The sequence below is a fragment of the Virgibacillus sediminis genome, assembly GCF_042643265.1.
Lineage (GTDB): Bacteria > Bacillota > Bacilli > Bacillales > Amphibacillaceae > Virgibacillus_O > Virgibacillus_O sediminis.
This window is the reverse complement of the sequence record NZ_JBHRRZ010000017.1, coordinates 21,730-44,525: the sequence shown is the minus strand read 5'-3', so window position 1 is coordinate 44,525 and position 22,796 is coordinate 21,730. Positions and strand designations below refer to the sequence as shown.

Genomic DNA, 22,796 nt, shown 5'->3' with positions numbered 1-22,796 from the left:
CGGTAGTATGGATTAATTCAATAAAATAGCATAAGAGAGGTGAGAGTATTGGATCATACAGCTCCAATTGTGGAAGATGTATTTGGAATCTCCTGGCTGGATTTCAATCTGGCGAACGTATTCATGATCGCTGTGACCTCATTGATCGTGTTTGTTCTATGTGCGCTGGGGGCCAGGAAGCTTCAGATGAAACCAAGCGGGGCTCAGAATGTCATGGAGTGGATCCTCGACTTCATCAAAGGGATCATCAACGATACCATGGACTGGAGGACAGGCAGACTGTTCCTTCCGTTGGCAATCACGCTGTTCACCTACATCCTTGTGGGGAACCTGCTCGGGGTTATCACCAACGGGGTTGTCGGCCATGACTTATGGTGGAAATCACCGACTGCCGACCCTGGAATCACCCTGACACTGTCAGCAATGGTTATCATTCTGACCCACTATTATGGTATCAAGCTTCGCGGTACCAAAGAGTATGCAGCAGATTATTTCCGACCGCTGCCATACCTCTTCCCTATTAAAATAGTGGAAGAGTTCTCGAACACCTTGACGCTTGGCTTGCGTCTATTCGGTAACATCTATGCCGGGGAAGTTCTCTTATCCCTGCTAGTGGGACTGACGACATCAAGTGTACTCGGATTCCTAGGCGGTGCTATACCATTCCTTGCATGGCAGGGATTCAGTGTATTCATCGGCGGTATCCAGGCATTCATTTTCACCATGCTTTCCATGGTGTACATTTCGCATAAGGTCTCTAATGACCACTAGAATGGTGAGTTAGCCAGTTTTAATAGAATGCTCTATTAGAATTGGAATAATAAAATTTTATAAAAAACACTGAGGAGGATTTATATTATGGGAGCTTTAGCAGCTGCAATTGCAGTAGGATTGGCGGCACTTGGTGCTGGTGTAGGTAACGGTTTGATTGTTAGTCGTACAGTTGAGGGGATTGCCCGTCAGCCTGAACTTAGAGGTCAACTTCAGACAACTATGTTCATTGGTGTAGGTTTGGTTGAGGCGATGCCGATCATCGCGGTAGTTATCGCATTAATGGTAATGTAATTGAATGCAGTCGAAATGATGGCGAAGATTATCTTCCTGAAGAACCTTCGCCGTTGTTTGTACTATGGTTGACACACATAGGCGATTTTAATCGAAACGAACATATACAATACCGCTGAAATGGCCAATGAAAGGAGTGAATTCTGTGCATACATTTGCCGATAGTTTGATCATTCACGCGACCCTTGGCGGACTGCATGTAGGGGACATGCTTACACAGCTGTTCTTCTTCATTGTACTCCTTCTACTTGTGAAGAAATTCGCTTGGGGACCGGTTATGAATATGATGCAGAAGCGTGAGGAGTACGTGGCTGGCGAAATTGAAGCTGCTGAAAAGAACCGCGCCGATGCAGAAAAAGCCTCCCAGGAGGCAGCAGAACAGCTGAAGCAGACGAAACAGGAAGCCCAGCAGCTGATTGAAGATGCCAAATCCGCCGGAGCAAGGCAGGAACAGGAAATCATCGAATCTGCCCGTCAAGAGGCAGCTCGCATTAAAGAAGCTGCACAGGCTGACATCCAGAACGAGAAAGATAAAGCACTGCAGGCATTGCAGGATAAAGTGGCCTCACTGTCCGTGCTGATAGCCAGCAAGGTTATTGAGAAAGAGCTCAGTGCACAGGATCAGGAAAAACTGATAAATGACTATATTAAAGAGGTAGGAGAAGAGCTATGAGTGAAGCACTAGTTGCCAAGCGATATGCAGAAGCTCTTTTCCAGCTGGGAAACGAAAAAGCTGCACTGGAGAAATTCGTGGAAGAGTTTCGTGTAGTGAAGGAAGTTTTTCAAACCGACACTAATCTGGTCACATTCCTGAAGCATCCCCGTGTCAATAATGAGAAGAAGAAACAATTCATTGATGAAGTGTTTCAAGGTCTCGACAAAGATGTCGTCAACACCCTGAAAATCCTGGTGGAACGCCATCGCGTGGAGTTCACTCCATCCATTATTGATCATCTGATTCAATTCAGAAACGATGCATTGGGAATAGCAGAAGCCGAAGTATACTCGGTGCGCCAGCTTTCCGATACAGAATTGAAAGAACTCGAAACTTCCTTTGCCAAACGGATCGGCAAGAAGGAAGTCAAATTGAGCAATGTGGTGGATCCTTCCATTATGGGGGGCATCAAGCTCCGCATGGGCAATACGATTTATGACGGTTCCATCAGCGGAAAACTGAAACGGATCGAGCGCAACATTGTTACGGCAGATAAATGAGGATAGGGGTGAAATGGTATGAGCATCAAAGCTGAAGAAATCAGCACACTTATAAAACAGCAAATTGAATCGTTTGATGCAGATATTGAAGTAAGTGATGTCGGCACGGTTATTGAAATCGGTGACGGTATTGCTCGTGCTCATGGCCTTGATAACGTCATGGCCGGGGAGCTGCTTGAATTCTCAAACGGTGTGATGGGTATGGCCCAGAACTTGGAAGAAAATAACGTCGGTATCGTAATCATGGGGCCTTACACAGAGATCAAAGAAGGCGATGAAGTTCGCCGTACCGGTCGGATCATGCAAGTACCAGTCGGAGAAGAACTGATTGGGCGCGTTGTGAATCCGCTAGGACAGCCAATTGATGGGCGCGGTACAATCGAAACGTCTAAGAGCCGTCCAATTGAAGCACCGGCTCCAGGAGTTATGGACCGTAAATCGGTTGACGAGCCATTGCAGACTGGGATCAAGGCGATCGACGCCCTTGTACCAATCGGCCGCGGACAGCGTGAATTGGTCATCGGTGACCGTCAGACAGGTAAAACAACCGTAGCAGTGGATACTATCCTGAACCAGAAGGATCAGGACATGATCTGTATCTATGTAGCTATCGGCCAGAAAGAATCTACCGTAAGAAGTACAGTTGAAACCTTCCGCCGCCACGGTGCCCTCGACTACACCATCGTAGTCTCTGCAGGTGCATCCGATCCGGCTCCGCTATTGTACCTGGCACCATATGCAGGTGTGGCGATGGGTGAAGAATTCATGTACAACGGCAAGCACGTACTCGTCGTATACGATGACCTGTCAAAACAGGCTGTCGCATACCGTGAACTTTCCTTGCTGCTTCGCCGTCCACCGGGCCGTGAAGCATTCCCTGGTGATGTATTCTACATCCACTCACGCCTTCTGGAACGTGCGGCTAAGCTGAGTGATTCCTTGGGTGGCGGTTCCTTGACTGCACTGCCTTTCGTTGAAACGCAGGCAGGCGATATCGCTGCATATATCCCAACGAACGTCATCTCGATTACCGACGGACAGATCTTCCTGCAGTCCGACCTATTCTTCTCCGGTGTACGTCCGGCCATCAACGCTGGTCTCTCCGTGTCCCGTGTAGGTGGTTCCGCACAGATCAAAGCCATGAAGAAAGTTGCCGGTACACTCCGTCTTGATTTGGCATCCTTCCGTGAACTGGAAGCATTCTCCCAGTTTGGTTCCGACCTGGATAAATCAACACAGGCCAAACTGAACCGCGGTCAGCGTACCGTTGAAATCCTTAAGCAGGGGCTCCATAAGCCAATGGCAGTTGAACATCAAGTGTTGAGCCTATATGCACTGACAAGAGGATACCTTGACGATGTGGCAGTCGAAGATGTGCTCCGTTTCGAAGAGGAATTGATCACATGGGCTGACAACAACCGCAGAGAAGTACTCGATTCCATCAAGCAAACAGGCAAACTGCCGGAAGAAAGCGAAATGAACGACATAGTCGAATCATTCAAAAAAACATTCCTGCCTAGTGAATAATAAGGCGAAAGCGTTGGTTTGAAAGGGATTTTCCCTTTCATGCCGGTGCTTAAACATCACTGGAACGAAATAGATTACACGCAACCTTCGAATGAAAGGGCGGTGAACAAGCTTGGCATCACTTAGAGATATTAAAGGTCGGATCGATTCGACAAAGAAGACGAAAAAAATCACTTCCGCCATGGAAATGGTCTCCGCTTCCAAAATGTCGAAAGCCGAACAGAATGCAAAGAACTTTGTCCCATATAGTGAAAAGATCCAGGAAGTGGTTGCCAGTATTGCATCCACTACTGATTCGGGCCACCCGATGCTGACGGAAAGAGAAGTGAAGAAGGTCGGTTACCTGATCATTACAGCAGATAAGGGCCTGGTAGGTGCTTATAACAGTAATGTACTGAAGAAGGTCTACAAGACGATTCAGGAACGCCATTCCTCCAAGGATGAATATACCATTATCGCCATCGGGCGGATGGGGTATGAATTCTGCAAAAAGATGGATCTTCCTGTATCAAAGAGCATTACAGGAGTTGCGGACCAACCGGAATTTGCTGATATCAAGGAACTTGCTTCAGAAACAGTACAGATGTATACAGATGAAGAAATTGATGAACTTCATATCTTCTATAACCACTATGTCAGTGCGATTTCCCAGCAGGTGACTTCCAATCAGCTCCTTCCTATCATGGATCTCGGCAACGAAGGCAGCAGCCAGAGCCAATATGAGTATGAGCCAAGTGAGCAGACGATTCTGGAAGTACTCCTGCCGCAATATGCGGAAAGCTTGATATATGGAGCGTTATTGGATGGTAAAGCTAGTGAGCACGCAGCCAGCATGACGGCTATGCGAAGTGCCACCGACAATGCTAAAGAGCTTATTGATGACCTGACCCTGTCCTATAACCGTGCACGTCAGGCGGCCATTACACAGGAGATCACGGAAATCACTGGTGGAGTTGCTGCACTGGAATAGCTTCTTGACCGTTCCGGCAGCCCAGCCGGAAAAAAGTTTAAGGGAAAACCTCTGATACAGAGGGCGGGTTTTTCCGCAAGTTAGTTAGGAGGGAAATTGATGAGCAAAGGACTTGTTACACAAGTAATGGGACCTGTTGTCGACGTGAAATTCGAAGACGGACAGCTTCCCGATATATATAACGCCTTGAAAGTCAAAATTGTGCCCGAAGACGGCGGCGCAACAACCGACCTTGCGCTTGAAGTAGCCCTGCATCTGGGTGACAACAGCGTGCGCACCATTGCCATGTCTTCCACAGACGGTCTGAAGCGTGGCGCAGAAGTAGAAAATACAGGCAATCCAATTTCCGTACCAGTTGGGGAAGATACTCTGGGAAGAGTTTTCAATGTACTTGGTGAAAACATCGACTTGGATGAGCCATTATCACAGGATGTACGCCGTGACCCGATTCACCGCGCGACTCCTGAGTTTGAAAACCTGACCACAGAAACAGAAATCCTGGAAACAGGTATCAAGGTTGTTGACCTGCTGGCACCTTATGTTAAGGGTGGTAAGATCGGTCTGTTCGGTGGTGCCGGTGTTGGTAAAACCGTACTGATCCAGGAATTGATCAACAACATCGCCCAGGAGCACGGTGGTATCTCCGTATTCGCCGGCGTTGGGGAGCGTACCCGTGAAGGGAACGACCTTTACTATGAAATGAAGGACTCCGGCGTTATCGCCAAGACAGCGATGGTGTTCGGCCAGATGAACGAACCGCCTGGTGCACGTATGCGTGTGGCCCTTACCGGTCTGACAATGGCTGAATACTTCCGTGATGAGCAAGGCGCAGACGTGCTATTGTTCATCGATAACATTTTCCGTTTCACCCAGGCAGGTTCCGAGGTATCCGCCCTGCTCGGACGTATGCCATCCGCGGTTGGTTACCAGCCGACACTGGCAACGGAGATGGGGCAATTGCAGGAACGTATCACGTCTACGAAGACAGGTTCCGTAACATCCATCCAAGCGATCTATGTACCAGCCGATGACTATACTGACCCGGCACCGGCAACTACTTTCGCCCACTTGGATGCAACAACCAACCTGGACCGTGGCCTATCTGAGCAAGGTATCTACCCAGCAGTGGACCCGCTTGCTTCCACTTCCCGTGCTTTGGACCCGGAAGTAGTCGGCGATGAACACTATCAGGTAGCAACCGAAGTACAGCGGACCCTGCAGAAGTACAGAGAGCTGCAGGACATCATCGCCATACTTGGTATGGATGAGTTGAGTGATGAAGATAAACTGACGGTATCCCGTGCCCGCCGTATCCAGTTCTTCCTTTCCCAGAACTTCCACGTAGCCGAACAGTTCACAGGACAAAAAGGTTCCTATGTACCTGTTGCGGAAACAGTAAAAGGATTCCGGGAAATCCTGGACGGAAAACACGATGACCTTCCAGAGGACGCATTCCGCCTGGTCGGACGTATCGAAGAAGTAGTCGAAAAAGCTAAAGGAATGGAATAACAGACAGGAGGTTGAAGGCTGGAAGATCCCTGATCTCCAGTGACGGCTGATACTTTTTACCTTACATAAATTTATCAGCCGGCTTCAAACCAGTCTTTAGGAGGGGTTGCATTGAAAACACTAACTGTGAGTGTTGTTACTCCTGATGGACCCGTATTGGAAGAAAGCTTTGATATGGTAAGCTGTAAGGCTGAAAGCGGGGAACTGGGTATCCTTCCGGGCCACATTCCATTGGTAGCACCGCTATCCATTGCTGCTGTGCGTCTCAAGAACGGAAATAAAACCACACCATTGGCAGTGAACGGCGGATTCATGGAAGTACGACCGGACAAGGTCACCATCCTTGCACAATCTGCAGAAAAACCAGAAGACATCGACGTCCAACGTGCCAAAGAGGCAAAAGCCCGTGCAGAGCGCCGCCTCCAGGCCAAACAGGACAATATCGACTTCCAAAGGGCAGAATTAGCACTCAAACGAGCAATGAACCGCATTAATGTGGGTCAATGATCTTGAAGGAAAATCTCTTATAACATCTGTTATAAGAGATTTTTTGCATTCAGGAAGTGGAATGCGGGAGAGTGTTGATTGTTCGGCAGGTGGGGTGGGAATCAGCAGGAGGCGCAGGAAAAAAGTCGGAACGAGAACTTATCGGCAGAACGGTTAGGTTATCAGCAGGAGCATAGGTTAATCAGCCGGAGGCGCAGGATATCGTCCGGAGAGCAATGTTATCAGCAGCCTCCGCTGGGTATCAGCAGGTGTACGGTATTATCGGCAGCACTCCTCGGGAATCAGCAGTAGCATAGGTTAATCAGCAGGAGGCACAGGATATCGTCCGGAGAGCAATGTTATCAGCAGCCCCCGCAGGGTATCAGCAGGTGTACGGTTTTATCGGCAGCACTAGCCGGAAATCAGCAGTAGCTCAGGTTAATCAGCCGGAGGCACAGGATATCGCCCGGAGAGCAATTATATCGGCAGTACTCGCAGGGTATCAGCTGGTTCGCGGATTAATCGGCAGTACTCGCCGGAAATCAGCAGGAGCTAAGGTTAATCAGCCAGAGGCACAAGATATCGCCCGGAGAGCAGTTTTATCAGCAGGACACGCTGGGTATCAGCAGGTGTGCGATTATATCGGCCGCACCCGCCGGAAATCAGCCGAAACATAGGTTAATCAGCCGGAGGCACAGGATATCGCCCGGAGAGCAATGTTATCAGCAGCACCCTCCGAAAATCAGCAGGTGCATGTTTTATCAGCAGAACAGCCCGAGTATCTGCACACCCCGACCGCCCACCAGCTGTTTAGCATCACGTATATTTGTCGATATTTCCCGGGAAATGGATGTCAGTATATTCCAATGTTTCTCCAAAACTTTCTATCCATTGACATATCCCTGCAATCATGTCAAAGTTACTAAAGGCTTTCCTTTATATAGCAATCAAGTATTCAACTAATTTATAAATAGATAAGGTGGTTATCATGGCAGATATTGGCCAGCAGGCACTAATTAGCATAATTTCACATATCCTGTTTATATCCTTGACGTGGAAGGTAGTTGTTTCCCTGAATTTCGACGCCTTACTGGTTAAGGGGAAGACGACGGAAGCAAGGGTTTTGCTGCTGTTCCTCACGATTGTCATCGGCGCTGGTGTCAGCAGGTTTTTCCTGGAAATTCTTCAATGGTCCCAGGATCTGAGGTATCTCTTTTAATCTATCAGTCAACTAAATATTTAATAGATTCATTGTATGCAAAACTCCCCTGATGTCCATACTGGAGAATAAGCAAATTCGGACAGGGGGAGTTTTTTATGATGAAATGGATGGCTGCTGGTGTCTTTCTTTTATTGATGATCAATGGTACGGAAGCTTATTCAAGTGAGGAAACTGATGAATTGATAGATATGGCTGAGGTTGTCGAAGTGGCAGGGCTTGAAGTTTCGGAGTGGCAGTACATTGTGAAAGAGGCCGTGGACAGGGAGACTGTAGAAAAAGTAGTCGGTAATCTGGAAAATAGTCATAAAGTCACTGTGGAAAAGGATGAAAACAGCGTAAAATATGTATTTGTGGACAGACGCAAAACAGGTGGCATTAACGAATATTATACTGTAATCCTCCCTGAACAGGAGCATGCAGCCGCGCAATTTACGGCTGTGATCGAGGGCTCCAGCTGGGAAAAAGGCTCAAAGGAAGTTTATCAGTCAAAGAGGGAAAGTTTAGATGAAATGTTTACAAAAGCTTCACAAAGATTTGCTTGGCTGAGTACTGTGGAGAGTGGTATAATGGAAAGCGATAGTTTTTTACATATGCTAAAGGAAGAACTGGGTTTTGAGCATAGTAAGACACAAATCGACACAGTAAGAAATTCGAAGCATAAAAAAATCGTATACGGGTATATACCACTATGGACACAGAAACTTGCCTTTGACGATGGGCCCAGGAATTTTCAGATGGCTGTAGCAGACGAAGGTACAGGGGCTGTCACGTATACGTTAGGCACACCTATCTTAATACATGAATACTAATAATAATGAAATCGTATTTGAAGGAGAATTTGAATATGGAAAAAATCATCGTAAGAGGTGGACACCGGTTAGACGGCACCGTTAGAGTGGAAGGTGCTAAAAATGCAGTACTCCCTGTGATTGCGGCAAGCCTTAGCGCAAGTGAAGGAAAGAGCATCATCCGGGATGTTCCAGTCTTGGCTGATGTCTATACCATCAATGAAGTTCTGCGCAATATGAATGCGGATGTGAACTTTGAAAATAATATAGTGGAAGTGGATGCGTCCAGCAGACTTTCCACGGAAGCGCCGTTTGAATATGTACGCAAGATGCGTGCGTCCGTCTTGGTGCTTGGTCCATTGCTTGCCAGATATGGCCATGCGAAAGTGGCAATGCCGGGCGGCTGTGCTATCGGCTCCCGTCCGATCGACTTGCATTTGAAAGGCTTTGAAGCAATGGGGGCCAAGGTCCATGTCGGCAACGGCTTTGTAGAGGCGAACGTGAATGGGCGCCTCAAGGGTGCGAAGATCTACTTGGATATGCCGAGCGTCGGTGCTACGGAGAATATCATGATGGCTGCTGCACTGGCTGAGGGCAAAACAGTGCTTGAAAATTGCGCCAAAGAGCCGGAGATTGTGGATCTTGCCAACTATCTGAATAAAATGGGCGCCGATATCGTTGGTGCAGGTACGGAAACGATTCGCATTAATGGGGTTGATAAACTGCATGGTGCAGACCACAATATTATCCCCGATAGAATTGAAGCAGGGACCTTCATGGTGGCTGCAGCTGCCACTGGCGGAAATGTCCTGATCGAAAATGCAGAGAGTGAGCATCTTCGTTCCGTCATTTCCAAGCTGGAAGAAATGAATGTAACGGTGAAGGAAGAAGGAGACGGAATCCGCGTCATTGGCCCGGAAGTCCTCAAGTCGACAGACATTAAAACACTCCCCCATCCCGGATTCCCCACAGATATGCAGTCCCAGATGATGGCTCTGATGTTGCAGGCCCAGGGTACAAGTATGATTACTGAGACGGTTTTCGAAAACCGGTTCATGCATGTGGAAGAGTTCCGACGGATGAATGCTAAAATGAAAATTGAAGGAAGAAGTGTCATCATTGAGGGAGGAAGTAAGCTGCAGGGTGCAGAAGTGGCGGCAACCGATCTGCGCGCGGCTGCAGCATTGATTGTAGCCGGCCTCAATTCGGATGGCTTTACCCGTGTGACACATCTTCATCATTTGGACCGCGGTTATGTGAACCTGACCAGCAAACTGGCTGCACTGGGCGCTGACATTGAACGTGTGGATGAAAAAGGCAACGTGGTCGAACCAATTGTACAAGTAGAACTGCCGAATGAGGAAGCAGTGGCAAAATTAACTTGATAAGATATGACAAATTGAGCAGATGGTCTATAAGGGCCATCTGTTTTTTATTGAGAAAAAATAGTATTCCGTGCGTGGGCAGGGATAGCTGCATCCAAATGCAACTCCAATAACTTGTAGTAGATTCTTAATGTAATATTACCTCACATTAGAAAGCGATTGCAATTAATTAAATAGGAACAATGTAAAGAATTGTCTTTATATTTCAGTGACTCTGTGGTAATATTAAAAAAAGTTGTTAAGTTTATTTCGCTTAAAGGAGTGTACACGATGAAGCTGTATATTTCGGCGGATATGGAGGGCATTACAGGACTTCCGGACCATACATATGTGGACTTCACTAAACATAACTATGAGCGGGGCCGCCGGATTATGACCGAAGAGATCAATTATGTGATTGATGCGGCTTGGGAGTCCGGTTGTACGGAAATCCTGGTTAATGACAGCCATTCCAAGATGAATAATATTTTAATAGATTTGCTGCATCCGGAAGCAGAACTGATTACGGGAGAGGTCAAGCCCTTTTCCATGATGCAGGGCCTTGATGCTACGTTTGATGGAGCGGTGTTTGTCGGCTATCATGCGCGTGCCGGCCAGTTCGGTGTGATGTCCCATGCAATGATCCATGCTGTCCGGAACTTTTTTATTAATGACAAGCCGATGGGAGAGATGGGCCTCAATGCCTATCTAGCTGGGTATTATGATGTTCCGGTGCTGATGGTGACAGGGGATGACCAGGCTGCCGCTGAGGCGGAAGCACTCATGCCGGGTGTCATTACCGCTGTGGTGAAGGAGACTATTTCCCGCTCATCCGTCAAAAGCCTGACACCGAAAAAAGCCGGAGAATTGCTGAAGGAAAGAATGCGGGCGGCGATGCAGGGAAGAGAGAAGGCAAGACCGCTCCTGCCGCCGGGTAAGCCCGAACTGAAGGTGGAATTCAACAATCATGGGCAGGCGGAGTGGGCCAATTTGATGCCGGGCACGGTAATTCTGCCGGGAACAACCATCGTTTCCTATCAGGCAGGAGATATCCTCGAAGCCTACCAGGCAATGCTGGTCATGACAGAACTGGCTGTTAAATCGACTTTTTCCTGATGATGAGTCTGGCAAACTTGTACGAAAGGGAGGTGCATAGGTGGAACAGCTCTCGGACAGTATTCAGTCGATCATTTCCCGAAGCGGCGGCACCTGGGCAGCGGTGTTGGAGGATCTGGATACCGGGGAACATTGGAAATGGAAAGAATTGAAAGCGTTTTATGCAGCGAGCATCATCAAGGTGCCGATCATGATTGCTGTGTTCAGGGAGTTGGAGAAGGGCAGCATCATGGCTTGTGAAAGGAAGAAGCTGCGGCAGGAAGATCAGGTAGGAGGCTGTGGAGTGCTTCAACATCTGACGCCGGGCACTTCTTTGACCATCTATGACCTGGTGACCTTGATGATGATCCAAAGTGATAATATGGCCGCGAATATGCTGATTGATCTGGTCGGGGCAGAACAGATCCAACAGACCATGAAGGAAATCGGTATGAATGACAGCATGTTTTGCCATAAGCTGATGACTGCACCGGGGGAGAGAAACGGGGAAAATACGATCACAGCCGGGGAGATGCATACAGTGCTTAAGAACATGGTTTCGGGGCATATTATTTCCCGCCGGGCATGCAGGGAAATGATCGGAATCATGAAAAAGCAGCAGCTGCGGCATTATCTGGCCGGTAAGCTGCCGGTAGACGACCTGGCTGATGGACGGCGGATGGATTGGGAGATGGCCGATAAGACCGGCGAAGTCAAAGGGGTACGACATAATACAGGCATTATTTATGTGGGAAAGCGCACGATGCTTGTGACCGTTCTTTCAAAGGGGGCGGAAGCAAGCAGGTCACTCAAAGGGATGCAGGAAATAGGATGGGAGATATATAAGTACATGGACAAACAGAGATAAGCAGCCGGAGATGGGATATCAGGCTGTATGGGGGTGGAGAAATGCTTGGTTACATATTGAAACGATTACTGATCATGGCGATTACCTTGTGGATCATCATTACCCTGACCTTCGTGCTGATGGTCAGCATACCGGGGTCGCCGCTCAATGCAGAACGCTCCTCGAATGAGCAGGTGCAGGCAAACCTGGAGGCCCATTATAATCTGGACGAACCTTATATCGTCCAGTACGGATTATACCTTAAGTCGATTGTCACGTTTGATTTCGGCCCTTCCATTAAAAAGCCGGATCAGTCGGTCAATGATCTGCTTGGCCGCGGCTTTCCGATTTCATTCGAGCTGGGGATTGTCACCATCGTGGTCGCTGTCATTTCCGGGATCATTCTCGGCATAATTGCCGCCTTAAGGCATAACGGAATCATTGATTATCTTGCGATGGGGCTCGCAGTCCTTGGGATCTCGATTCCGAACTTTATCCTGGCGACACTGCTGATCCAGCAGCTTGCCGTCAAATATGAAATCTTTCCGGTGGCCACTTGGTCGAGCCCGATGCATATGGTGCTTCCGGTACTTGCCCTCGCTACAGGACCAATGGCCATCATCGCCAGGCTTACGAGGTCAACCATGCTTGAGGTGCTGACACAGGACTATATTAAGATGGCCCGGGCAAAAGGATTGTCGCCATGGAAAATCACCATCAAGCATGCGCTGAGAAATGCGTTGATGCCGGTGGTAACGATCATGGGGACCCTGCTTGCCGGAATCCTGACCGGAACGTTTGTTATTGAAGAGATTTTTGCCATTCCGGGCATGGGCAAGTACTTTGTGGAAAGCATCAACCAGCGGGATTATCCTGTGATCATGGGAACCACCGTATTTTACAGTGCCTTCCTGATTCTCATGCTTTTCCTGGTCGATATTGCATACGGCATCTTGGACCCGCGCATCAAAATGAATAAAAAGGGAGGGTAGTAGCATGAAGCCTGCAGAGGAATTTAACAGAAAGCTCTCCCCGGGGGCCGTACCGGATGAGCTGTTCACCTGGAAGGAAAAGGATAAGGGTGCAGCTGAGCAGGTTTCAAGGCCATCCCTTTCCTATTGGAAGGATGCCTGGAGGAGGCTGGTCAAGAATAAACTGGCTATGGCCGGGCTGGGCTTCCTTATCCTGCTCACCTTCATGGCCATCTTCGGCCCGGTGATTTCACCGTATGATGTGAACAGGCAGGACCTGCCGAACCAGTACCAGCCGCCATCCAGTGAGCATTGGTTCGGGACGGATTCCGCCGGCCGGGATGTGTTTACGAGAACATGGTACGGAGCAAGGATCTCCCTGTTTGTCGGATTAATGGCCGCATTGATCGATGTCGTGATCGGCATCATCTATGGAGGAATTGCCGGCTATAAGGGCGGCCGTGCTGACAGTCTGATGATGCGGATTATCGAGATTCTTTATGGACTTCCGTATCTGCTGGTAGTCATTCTGCTTCTTGTCGTGCTTGGTCCGAGTCTGACGACCATCATCATTGCCCTTACCGTGACAGGCTGGGTGGGGATGGCGCGGATTGTAAGGGGGCAGGTACTGCAGATCAAAAACTATGAATTTGTCGTCGCATCCCAGTCGTTCGGAGCAAAGTCTTCGCGGATCATCCGGAAGAATCTACTGCCGAACACCATGGGGCCGATCATTGTCCAGATGACATTGACCGTTCCCACCGCCATTTTTGCAGAGGCATTCCTGAGTTTCATCGGCCTGGGCATCCAGGCGCCTTATGCCAGCTGGGGGGTAATGGCCAATGACTCATTGGGTGCCATACTTTCCGGTAATTGGTGGACCCTGTTTTTCCCGGCATTTTTCATTTCCTTTACGATGTTCGCATTTAATGTATTAGGGGACGGGCTCCAGGATGCACTGGATCCGAAACTCCGGAAGTAGGTGTGCATATGGAAAAAATACTCGAAGTCAATAACCTGCATGTAACATTCACCACCTATGGGGGAACCGTCAAAGCGGTAAGGGGAGTCAACTTCCACCTCCATAAGGGGGAGACACTAGCCATTGTCGGCGAGTCGGGCTGCGGAAAGAGTGTTACATCGAACGCAATCATGCGGCTGATCCCCGATCCGCCGGGAAAGATTTCCCAAGGAGAGATTCTTTTTAAAGGAAAAGATCTGACAAAAGTGCCGGAAAAAGAGATGCGTTCGCTCCGCGGGGTGGATATCTCCATGATCTTCCAGGACCCGATGACCGCGCTCAACCCGACATTGACCATTGGCACCCAGCTGATGGAGGGGTTGAAGCAGCATCAGAATATCAGTGGCAGCGATGCCAAGAAGAAAGCGCTGGAAATGATGGATTTGGTGGGCATACCGAATCCGGAAGAACGGCTGAAGCAGTATCCCCATCAATTCAGCGGGGGAATGCGGCAGCGGATCGTCATCGCGATTGCCCTGATATGTGAGCCGGAGCTATTGATTGCCGATGAGCCGACCACGGCGCTGGATGTGACCATACAGGCCCAGATTCTGGAGCTGTTCGGCAGGATACAGGAGGCGACTGGCGTGTCGATCATTCTGATTACCCATGATCTCGGGGTGGTAGCCAAAATAGCCGACCGGATTGCTGTGATGTATGCCGGCAAAATCATCGAAACAGGCACCAAGCGGGAGATTTTCTATGACCCGCAACACCCATATACCAAAGGATTGCTTAAGTCGGTTCCCCGCCTGGATCTGCAGGGGGAGAAACTGACGCCGATTGATGGAACACCACCAGATTTATTCTCACCTCCAGAGGGATGTCCATTTACTGCAAGATGTCCATTCGCGATGGAGGTGTGTGATAAAGTTTATCCCGGCGATTCTAAGCTGAGCAGTACACACCATGTGAACTGCTGGCTTCAGGATGAACGGGCTAAACAGCTCCTGGCCGCTTCAACGGCCAGGTAATTTCCGGCTTTTCCTCTGGGAGGGCTGGGGAGTTTTACCGATTTCTGCCGGCAGACGGCGGAAGGAATCATACTATTTTTAGGGGGAATGAGGATGAAGAAGTTTCTGTTCATGCTGCTTGCCGTCTTCACTGTTGCTGTACTGGCAGCCTGTACGGCGAATGAAGAGGCGGGAGAAGAAGCTGCAGCCGACGCGGAAGTGGATGATGCCACCGAAGCTGATGCAGCAGAGGAATCGGGAGAAAAAGTGTTACGGATGAACAACCTGGAAGAGCCGACGTCATTCAATCCATCGATCGGTTTTGATGCGGTATCCTGGGATCCGCTCAACAACTTGATGGAGGGACTGACCCGTCTGGATGAGGATTCAACCGCCCAGCCTGGGGCAGCCGAAGACTGGGAGATTTCAGAGGATGGCCTGACCTATACCTTCTTTATTCGGGAAGATGCCAACTGGTCCAATGGCGATCCGGTAACGGCGGAGGATTTCGCCTATGCATGGAAGTACATGTTGGATCCGGAAACAGCCTCTCCGGCAGCATTCTTAGGGTATTTCATTGAAGGTGCGGAGGCGTTCAACAATGGAGAAGGATCTGCAGACGATGTTGCTGTGACCGCTGTCGATGAGAAAACATTGGAAGTGAAACTGGAAGCGCCGACTGGATTCTTCCTTGACCTATTGACCAACCCTGCTTTCTTCCCTGTCAACCATCAGGTTGCAGAGGAAAATCCTGATTGGCATACAGAAGCAGATACGTTCGTGGCGAATGGGCCATTTATGCTGGAATCATGGGATCATGACAGTGAAATGATGTTTGCCAAGAATGAAGAATATTGGGATGCAGAGGCAGTGAAATTGGATAAAGTCCATTTTGCCATGGTCAATGATACCAATACACAGTACCAGATGTTTGAAAGCGGGGAGCTTCATACTGCAAGCATTCCTCCTGAATTATCCGATGAGCTGATTGATGGGGACAACGTGTTTATCGGCGATTACGGCGGATTGGAATTCTTCCGGTTTAATGTAACGGAAGAGCCTTTCCAGAACAAGAAAATCAGACAGGCGTTCGCCTACGCCATCCAGCGTGAGGATATTGCCGAATATGTGGTGAAAAACGGAGTGGAGCCTGCATATGGTTTCGTTTCTCCAGGATTCACCACGCCATCTGGAGAGGACTTCCGCGATGTGAACGGGGATCTGGTCAGCTTCGATCCGGAACGGGCGCAGAGCCTATTGGAAGAAGGGATGGCAGAAGAGGGGTATGATGAGCTTCCTCCTGTGACGCTGTCCTATAATACCAGCGACACCAACAAAGCGGTGGCCGAGACCATCCAGGACATGCTGAATGAGAACCTTGGCGTGGAAGTGGAACTAGAGAACCAGGAATGGAATGTGTTTGCAGAAGCACAGAAGAACTTGGAGCTTCAGTTCTCCCGCAGTTCCTTCATTAACGACTATAGTGACCCGGTCAACTTCCTGGAAAGCTTTGTGACGGATTCCTATATGAACCGTACCGGCTGGTCCAACGAGGAATATGACGAGCTGATTGAAAAAGGAAAGACAGAAACAGACGAAGAGAAGCGCTACGAGTATCTCTATGAAGCAGAAAAAATGCTGGCAGAGGAAATGATTGCTATGCCGGTCCGCTATTATAACACAGTTGTTCTAGAAGCGGATGAAGTATCGGGTATCCTGCGTCATCCTGTAGGCTATTTCGATCTTAAATACGCTGATTTGGAGCAGTAGAAATATCCACTGCTGCAGGGATCTGACAGGCTGACGAGGCCGCATGCCCCCGCAGCACATGAAGGAGGGGGCGGCACATATACCGGCATGTATATGGGCTGCTCCTGTTTTTCATCTTTCCTGCTTAGAAGGATATTCCCGTAGCGGAAGCAATACATTTATACATAAGAGAAGAATATTTTCCTATCCAATTCAAAGGGAGGAATCGTAATGATGTATCCGCAGCGGCTCCGTAAGGGCGATATGGTCGGGGTGATAGCGCCGGCCAGCCCGGTGAAAAGAAGGCGATTGGACAAGGGGCTGAAGTTTCTGGAGGAGCTCGGGCTGCAGGTGAAGCTTGGTAAGCATGTGGACATGGTATATGGCTACCTGGCCGGGGAGGATTCCGCCAGACTCGCTGATTTCCATGACATGGTAAAGGATCCGGATATAAAGGCAATCATTTTTGCGCGTGGCGGCTATGGAACGCCAAGGATTGCTTCTGCTGTCGATTACCAGCTTATCAGGGAGAACCCGAAAATCATCTGGGGCTACAGTGATATTACGTATCTGCATACAGCTATTCGGCAGAAAACTGGCCTGGTTACCTTCCATGGCCCGATGGTGGCGTCGGACATGGCCAAGGATGACTTCGACGATTTATCCAGATTCATGTTCCAGCAGCTGTTCGGACCCACCACCCTGATTTATTCGGAAAAAATATCGCCGCTTCAAACAGTTGCTGAAGGAGAAGCGCAAGGACAGCTGACTGGAGGGAACCTGTCACTGCTCGTCAGCTCGCTTGGCACCCCATTTGAAATAGATACAAAAGGAAAGCTTCTCCTGCTTGAGGATATCGGCGAGGAGCCATACCGGGTGGACGGCATGCTGAATCAGCTGAGGCTGTCAGGGAAATTGGAGGAAGCTGCCGGGATTGTGGTCGGTGATTTCGCGGAAGCAGAGGCTAAACTCGACACCTCTCTTACATTGGAGGAGGTTTTCGAACATTATCTGGGTGATCTTGGCTGCCCTGTCTTGTCCGGCTTCCGCATCGGGCACTGTTTCCCGCATTTTTCTGTACCACTTGGAACAACCGCTAGACTATCATCCAGAGAGAAGACGCTAGTGGTGAATCCGGGAATTCAATAGAGATAGCAGGAGGAGAACAGAGTGAACATTCAACAGGTGGAAACATTGCGTGCGGCGGTTCCGCTGCATACGCCGTTCAAGACGGCATTACGGACTGTGACGGTGGCGGAAACGGTCATTGTGAAAATAACGGATGCCGAGGGTAATATAGGCTGGGGCGAGGCGCCCCCGACACATGTGATAACCGGGGACAGCGTTAAGAGTGTGGAATTTGCGGTGAATCAGGTGTTCAAGCCTCTGATCGAAGGAGAATCCATCAAGCATCGGGAACGGCTGTTTGAAAAGCTGGATGGAAGCATGGTGGGAAATACAAGTGCCAAGGCAGCTGTAGATATGGCGCTTTATGATTTGGCGGCACAGGCTGCCGGTATGCCGCTTGTGAATTTTTTGGGTGGTTATGCCGGGTCCGTAGAAACGGACTATACCGTGAGTGTCAACAGCCCGGAGGAAATGGCGGCACATGCCGGGGAATATACGGCTGACGGCTTCTCCATCCTGAAAGTGAAGGTCGGCAAGGATGAGGTTGAAGAAGATATCAAAAGGATCCAGGCCATCCGCCGGAAGATAGGCTCGGGGGTACAGATCCGCCTGGATGCCAATCAGGGCTGGTCGCCCAAGGAAGCAGTCAAGGCGATCCGCAAGATGGAAGACCTAGGACTGGATATCGAGTTGGTTGAACAGCCGGTGAAGGCCCATGATATCGATGGGCTGAAATATGTGACACAGCATACCGACTCCCTCATCATGGCAGATGAAAGTGTCTTTTCCGCCAAGGATGCAAAACGGGTGCTTGTGGAAGGTGCTGCCGATTTGATCAATATTAAGCTGATGAAGGCGGGCGGCATCCATGAGGCATTGAAAATTGCCAAGCTTGCAGATGTCTTTGGGGTCGAGTGCATGGTCGGAAGTATGATAGAAACAGAGATTGGTATTACAGCTGCCGCCCACTTTGCTGCAAGCCAGCCGAATATCACCCGCTATGACTTTGACGCTCCGCTCATGCTGATAGGGAATCTAGTGGAGGACGGGGGTCTTGCTTATCAAAGAAGCACAATCGATTTGGGGGAGCGGCCGGGCCTTGGCATTTATAAATTGGCAGATCAATATCTACTTCAGGAGAAGGTTTAACATTTTTATATAGTAAGAGAAACAAAGGGGGAACTTCCATGATTAAACAAACGTTTGAACAATTTCCAGACCGGATGTGGGTGACTGCCGTCCAGGTGGCAACACTGTGGACCAGCCCTGAGTCTGCCAGGGACATCGATGCACAGGGCACAGCCAACCCGACGAACATCGATGCCTGGGTCGACAGTCTTTCCTATAAGGACAGCCTGGCCCTCTGTGATGAGAACCGGGTACAAAGCCAGCTGCTGTATGGGGAGCCTGTGTTGGTCACAGAGATCAAGGGCGGATGGGCGCATGTAGTTATTCCGTCACAGCCTTCTGGAAAAGATGTGCGGGGCTACCCCGGCTGGCTGCCGCTCGAACAGCTGAAGCAGGTGGATAAAGGCGAATGGGCGACTGAAAAATATGCCGCAGTTACGGCAGACAAAACCGTGCTCAAAACGGAGAATAGCGATTTTTCCATCAAGGTCAGCTATATGAGCATCCTTCCCGTCGCAGAAGAAGGCGGGGATCAGGTGGTGGTTCGCACCCCGCATGGGAAACAATATGTACCGGCTGAGGATGTACATATCTATCCTGGTGAGGAAGGAACGGTCAAAGGGAGCGGCAAGGAAATTGTGACAGCCGGTGAGCGTTTTATCGGACTTGATTATTTCTGGGGCGGCATGAGCTCGTTTGGCTATGACTGCTCGGGCCTGGCATATGCCGCCCATAAAGCGAATGGCTATATGATCGCCCGGGATGCGGGTGACCAGGCCAAGGCGGGCCGGGAAGTAGCTTTTGACCAGCTTCAAACGGGCGACCTGCTGTTTTTTGCCTATGAAGAAGGAAAGGGCAAGCTCCATCACGTCGGGATCTATTATGGGGACGAGAAGCTGCTCCACTCCCCGCAGACGGGAAAAGGAATTGAGATCATAGAGATGGCCGGCACCAAATACGAGAAAGAGCTGTGCGTAGCAAGACGATATTGGGAGAAGGCAGGGGGAGAAAGTTAATGGAAGAGAAAATCTTGCAGGTCAGGAATCTAAAGAAGCACTTTGACATGGGCAAGGGCCAGGTGCTAAAGGCCGTGGATGATGTGAGTTTCTACGTAAACCGTGGGGAAACCTTCGGGCTTGTCGGGGAGTCGGGCTGCGGCAAGTCGACCATCGGAAGAACGATTATGGGCCTATACAGCAGTACGGATGGAGAGGTTCTCTATGATGGAGAGGATGTCCATGCCATGAAGGAGAAGGAAAAGTTCCGTTTCCACCGGAGGATGCAGATGATCTTCCAGGATCCCTATGCATCCCTCAACCCGCGCTCTACCGTCAAGGAAGTGATCTCCGAGCCGATGGAAGTCCACGGTTTGTATAAAAATCAGAAGGAACAGAATGACCGGGTCTATGAACTGCTGGAAGAGGTCGGCCTGAACCGGGACCATGCCAACCGCTACCCGCATGAATTCAGCGGCGGCCAGCGCCAGCGGATCGGTATTGCCCGAGCGCTTGCACTGAACCCGGACTTCATTATCGCTGACGAGCCCATCTCCGCGCTCGATGTATCAGTCCAGGCCCAGGTCGTAAACCTTCTGAAAGAGCTGCAGGAGGAGAAAGGGCTGACCTTCCTGTTCATCGCCCATGACTTGTCGATGGTAAAACAGATCTCCGACCGGATCGGCGTCATGTACCTGGGCAATCTCGTAGAACTCACCGCAAGCGGGCAGCTCTATGACAAGCCGCTCCACCCGTATACACAGGCACTGCTTTCCGCCATCCCGATCCCCGACCCGGATATTGAGGAAAAACGGGAAAGGATCATTCTCGAAGGTGACCTGCCAAGCCCGATCAACCCGCCGAGCGGCTGCGTATTCCGCACCCGTTGCCCCATGGCCATGGAGGTTTGCGCCAAGCGAGTGCCATCCTGGATGGAAGTGGAGCAAGACCACTACGTTGCCTGCCATTTATATGATGAAACCATAGAAGATAGACAGCCGATCAGGCAGCAGAATAAGCAAACGGTCAAACAATAAGAAGAGGGAAAACCTGTACAAGGCGTTAGATGCCTGTGCAGGTTTTTTAATGGAGTGCGGTGCTGGGGGGAATCGGCTGGTGGAGCGGGATATCAGCTGGAGAGTGGGTTAATCGGCAGCAGGGGTGGGATATCGGCTGGAGAGCGGGATTATCCGCAGCACACACAGGATATCGCTCGTAGCGCAATTTTATCAGCAGCACGCACGAGATATCAGCAGGAGAGCAATTTTATCAGCAGCACACGCAGGATATCGCCCGTAGCGCGGGTTTATCAGCAGGAGAGCGGATAAATCGGCAGCACGTACAGGATATCGGCTGGAGAGCGACAATTATCAGCAGCACACGCGAGATATCACCCGTAGCGCAAACGTAATATAGGATCCTCATTTCGAAGGTTCTATCAGCGGGGCTTTTTGTATAAGTATTAATAGAGGCCTGTTGAATGGCCGCAGGAAATCATAGAGTTTACTTGAAGAGGAGGAAGCCATGTATAAGCGCAACTATCGCTACAAAGCCATCCCAAAAAGCCGTAAAAAAAAGACAGCCAAGCTATTGACGGAGATGCAGAAAAAGAAGAAACAGCAAACCGGAAAGCAGTTTGCCATGCCGCCGAATTCTTCCAAGCCTGTATTGGGGGGCAAGAAACCTCGCAATCTTTATGGACAGAGGAGCCGGCTTTCCCTCTGGAAGCTGCCGGCGGCTGGTTTGCTGGGTGTCCTGATGTTTATCATTTTAGCATTGCCGGCGATGATTGTGATTCCTTTCGGAGATGATGAAGATGCGGCAACGGAAGTGCAGGAGAAGCCAACGGAGGAAGCGGCCCCGGCCGAAATGGAGGAGGGTTCCTCGTTTGCCGTGGAGGTCATGCGCCATGCATCCGAGACGGTGGAGGATGTCCCGCTGGAGTCCTATGTTGCAGGAGTGGTGGCGTCGGAAATGAGCGCCGATTTTGAGGTGGAGGCACTGAAAGCCCAGGCGCTTGCAGCCAGAACCTACATTGTCAATCATGTCCTCTATAAAAATGATCCTAATGAGTTTGATGTGACCGATACGGTTCAGCATCAGGTATATAAAAGTGAAAATGATCTCAGGAAGCAGTGGGGCAGTGACTATCCGGAAAAGATGGGAAAGATCAGGGAAGCTGTGGCTGCGACGGAAGGGCAGATCCTTACTTATGAAGATGCGCCGATCACGCCGGCGTTTTTCTCGACAAGCAATGGCTATACGGAAAACTCGGAGGATTATTGGGAAAGTGAACTTCCTTATTTAAGAAGTGTGGAAAGTCCATGGGATAAAGACTCACCAAAATTCCTCGACCAGCAGATATTTACCGTTCAGGAAGTAGAAACGGCTCTCGGGGTGGATTTGCCTGCTCAAGCATCACAGGGCATGAAAGTGAGCCGGACGGAAAGTGGCCGGGTGGCTGAGCTGCAATTGGGGGATCAGGCATTGAGCGGCCGGGAAGTTCGGGAAAAGCTGAGCCTGCGGTCGAGCGATTTCACCATTGAACAGAAGAACGACCACCTCATTTTTACCACAGAAGGATATGGCCATGGCATCGGAATGAGCCAGTACGGGGCAAACGGCATGGCAAAAGAAGGGAAAAGCTACAAAGACATTATCGCCCATTATTATCAGGGTGTGGAGATAAATACCGTGGATGATACCGCGCCGACCCTCGTTGCAAGATGACGGGGGTTTTCTTCTGCAGCTGGAATCACACCT

Annotated in this window: 25 protein-coding genes; all 25 read left to right on the top strand. The window is 49.8% G+C overall.

Annotated elements, in window-relative coordinates:
* Window positions 1-48: 48 nt before the first annotated feature.
* The 25 genes from atpB to spoIID all read left to right on the top strand — a co-directional run bounded on the left by atpB (window position 49) and on the right by spoIID (window position 22,763).
* Complete coding sequence (gene atpB / locus ACFODW_RS11245) at window positions 49-771, top strand: F0F1 ATP synthase subunit A (protein ID WP_390306429.1); 723 nt, start codon at window positions 49-51, stop codon at window positions 769-771.
* A gap of 87 nt (window positions 772-858) precedes the next feature.
* On the top strand, window positions 859-1,065 hold the full coding sequence (atpE, locus tag ACFODW_RS11240) for a F0F1 ATP synthase subunit C (RefSeq protein ID WP_085994045.1): 207 nt from the start codon (window positions 859-861) through the stop codon (window positions 1,063-1,065).
* A gap of 208 nt (window positions 1,066-1,273) precedes the next feature.
* Complete coding sequence (gene atpF, locus ACFODW_RS11235; protein WP_390306855.1) at window positions 1,274-1,738, top strand: F0F1 ATP synthase subunit B; 465 nt, start codon at window positions 1,274-1,276, stop codon at window positions 1,736-1,738.
* On the top strand, window positions 1,735-2,280 hold the full coding sequence (locus ACFODW_RS11230) for a F0F1 ATP synthase subunit delta (protein WP_390306427.1): 546 nt from the start codon (window positions 1,735-1,737) through the stop codon (window positions 2,278-2,280). The genes atpF and ACFODW_RS11230 overlap by 4 nt, the downstream gene beginning before the upstream one ends.
* Before the next feature lie 18 nt (window positions 2,281-2,298).
* Window positions 2,299-3,807, top strand: a complete 1,509-nt coding sequence (gene atpA, locus ACFODW_RS11225) for a F0F1 ATP synthase subunit alpha (RefSeq protein ID WP_390306424.1) — start codon at window positions 2,299-2,301, stop codon at window positions 3,805-3,807.
* A gap of 112 nt (window positions 3,808-3,919) precedes the next feature.
* The gene (gene atpG, locus ACFODW_RS11220) at window positions 3,920-4,777 is read left to right on the top strand and encodes an ATP synthase F1 subunit gamma (RefSeq protein ID WP_390306422.1); all 858 of its coding nucleotides are present in this window, start codon (window positions 3,920-3,922) and stop codon (window positions 4,775-4,777) included.
* A 99-nt stretch (window positions 4,778-4,876) separates the two neighbouring features.
* Entirely contained in the window at window positions 4,877-6,286 is a 1,410-nt protein-coding gene (atpD, locus tag ACFODW_RS11215) for a F0F1 ATP synthase subunit beta (protein ID WP_390306420.1), read from the top strand.
* Window positions 6,287-6,397: 111 nt separating this feature from the next.
* Window positions 6,398-6,793 (top strand): F0F1 ATP synthase subunit epsilon, encoded by a 396-nt coding sequence (locus tag ACFODW_RS11210; protein ID WP_390306418.1) that lies wholly within the window; start codon window positions 6,398-6,400, stop codon window positions 6,791-6,793.
* A gap of 78 nt (window positions 6,794-6,871) precedes the next feature.
* Window positions 6,872-7,084 (top strand): hypothetical protein, encoded by a 213-nt coding sequence (locus tag ACFODW_RS11205; protein WP_390306416.1) that lies wholly within the window; start codon window positions 6,872-6,874, stop codon window positions 7,082-7,084.
* Window positions 7,085-7,128: 44 nt separating this feature from the next.
* A complete protein-coding gene (locus tag ACFODW_RS11200; protein WP_390306414.1) occupies window positions 7,129-7,449 on the top strand; it encodes a hypothetical protein in 321 nt (106 codons plus the stop codon).
* Window positions 7,450-7,760: 311 nt separating this feature from the next.
* A complete protein-coding gene (locus tag ACFODW_RS11195; RefSeq protein ID WP_390306412.1) occupies window positions 7,761-7,991 on the top strand; it encodes a DUF1146 family protein in 231 nt (76 codons plus the stop codon).
* Window positions 7,992-8,089: 98 nt separating this feature from the next.
* Complete coding sequence (locus tag ACFODW_RS11190) at window positions 8,090-8,803, top strand: YwmB family TATA-box binding protein (protein WP_390306410.1); 714 nt, start codon at window positions 8,090-8,092, stop codon at window positions 8,801-8,803.
* 35 nt (window positions 8,804-8,838) lie between these two features.
* On the top strand, window positions 8,839-10,167 hold the full coding sequence (murA, locus tag ACFODW_RS11185; protein WP_390306407.1) for a UDP-N-acetylglucosamine 1-carboxyvinyltransferase: 1,329 nt from the start codon (window positions 8,839-8,841) through the stop codon (window positions 10,165-10,167).
* 270 nt (window positions 10,168-10,437) lie between these two features.
* Window positions 10,438-11,262: a M55 family metallopeptidase gene (locus tag ACFODW_RS11180; RefSeq protein ID WP_390306405.1), complete on the top strand. Its 825-nt coding sequence runs from the start codon at window positions 10,438-10,440 to the stop codon at window positions 11,260-11,262.
* 40 nt (window positions 11,263-11,302) lie between these two features.
* Window positions 11,303-12,109, top strand: a complete 807-nt coding sequence (locus tag ACFODW_RS11175; RefSeq protein ID WP_390306403.1) for a serine hydrolase — start codon at window positions 11,303-11,305, stop codon at window positions 12,107-12,109.
* A 41-nt stretch (window positions 12,110-12,150) separates the two neighbouring features.
* Entirely contained in the window at window positions 12,151-13,080 is a 930-nt protein-coding gene (locus ACFODW_RS11170; RefSeq protein WP_390306401.1) for an ABC transporter permease, read from the top strand.
* Window positions 13,081-13,084: 4 nt separating this feature from the next.
* Complete coding sequence (locus ACFODW_RS11165; protein WP_390306398.1) at window positions 13,085-14,041, top strand: ABC transporter permease; 957 nt, start codon at window positions 13,085-13,087, stop codon at window positions 14,039-14,041.
* A gap of 8 nt (window positions 14,042-14,049) precedes the next feature.
* Complete coding sequence (locus ACFODW_RS11160; protein WP_390306395.1) at window positions 14,050-15,054, top strand: ABC transporter ATP-binding protein; 1,005 nt, start codon at window positions 14,050-14,052, stop codon at window positions 15,052-15,054.
* 87 nt (window positions 15,055-15,141) lie between these two features.
* A complete protein-coding gene (locus tag ACFODW_RS11155; protein ID WP_390306392.1) occupies window positions 15,142-16,803 on the top strand; it encodes a peptide ABC transporter substrate-binding protein in 1,662 nt (553 codons plus the stop codon).
* A gap of 210 nt (window positions 16,804-17,013) precedes the next feature.
* Window positions 17,014-17,931 (top strand): S66 peptidase family protein, encoded by a 918-nt coding sequence (locus ACFODW_RS11150; protein WP_390306390.1) that lies wholly within the window; start codon window positions 17,014-17,016, stop codon window positions 17,929-17,931.
* Between the two features lie 21 nt (window positions 17,932-17,952).
* Entirely contained in the window at window positions 17,953-19,059 is a 1,107-nt protein-coding gene (locus ACFODW_RS11145) for a dipeptide epimerase (protein WP_390306388.1), read from the top strand.
* 38 nt (window positions 19,060-19,097) lie between these two features.
* Window positions 19,098-20,054 carry a C40 family peptidase gene (locus ACFODW_RS11140; RefSeq protein ID WP_390306386.1) on the top strand — a complete coding sequence of 319 codons (957 nt, stop codon included), beginning with the start codon at window positions 19,098-19,100 and terminating at the stop codon, window positions 20,052-20,054.
* A complete protein-coding gene (locus tag ACFODW_RS11135; RefSeq protein WP_390306384.1) occupies window positions 20,054-21,070 on the top strand; it encodes an ABC transporter ATP-binding protein in 1,017 nt (338 codons plus the stop codon). The genes ACFODW_RS11140 and ACFODW_RS11135 overlap by 1 nt, the downstream gene beginning before the upstream one ends.
* 54 nt (window positions 21,071-21,124) lie before the next feature.
* Entirely contained in the window at window positions 21,125-21,361 is a 237-nt protein-coding gene (locus ACFODW_RS11130; RefSeq protein ID WP_390306381.1) for a hypothetical protein, read from the top strand.
* 196 nt (window positions 21,362-21,557) lie between these two features.
* Window positions 21,558-22,763 carry a stage II sporulation protein D gene (spoIID, locus tag ACFODW_RS11125; RefSeq protein ID WP_390306379.1) on the top strand — a complete coding sequence of 402 codons (1,206 nt, stop codon included), beginning with the start codon at window positions 21,558-21,560 and terminating at the stop codon, window positions 22,761-22,763.
* The last annotated feature ends 33 nt before the right edge of the window (window positions 22,764-22,796 follow it).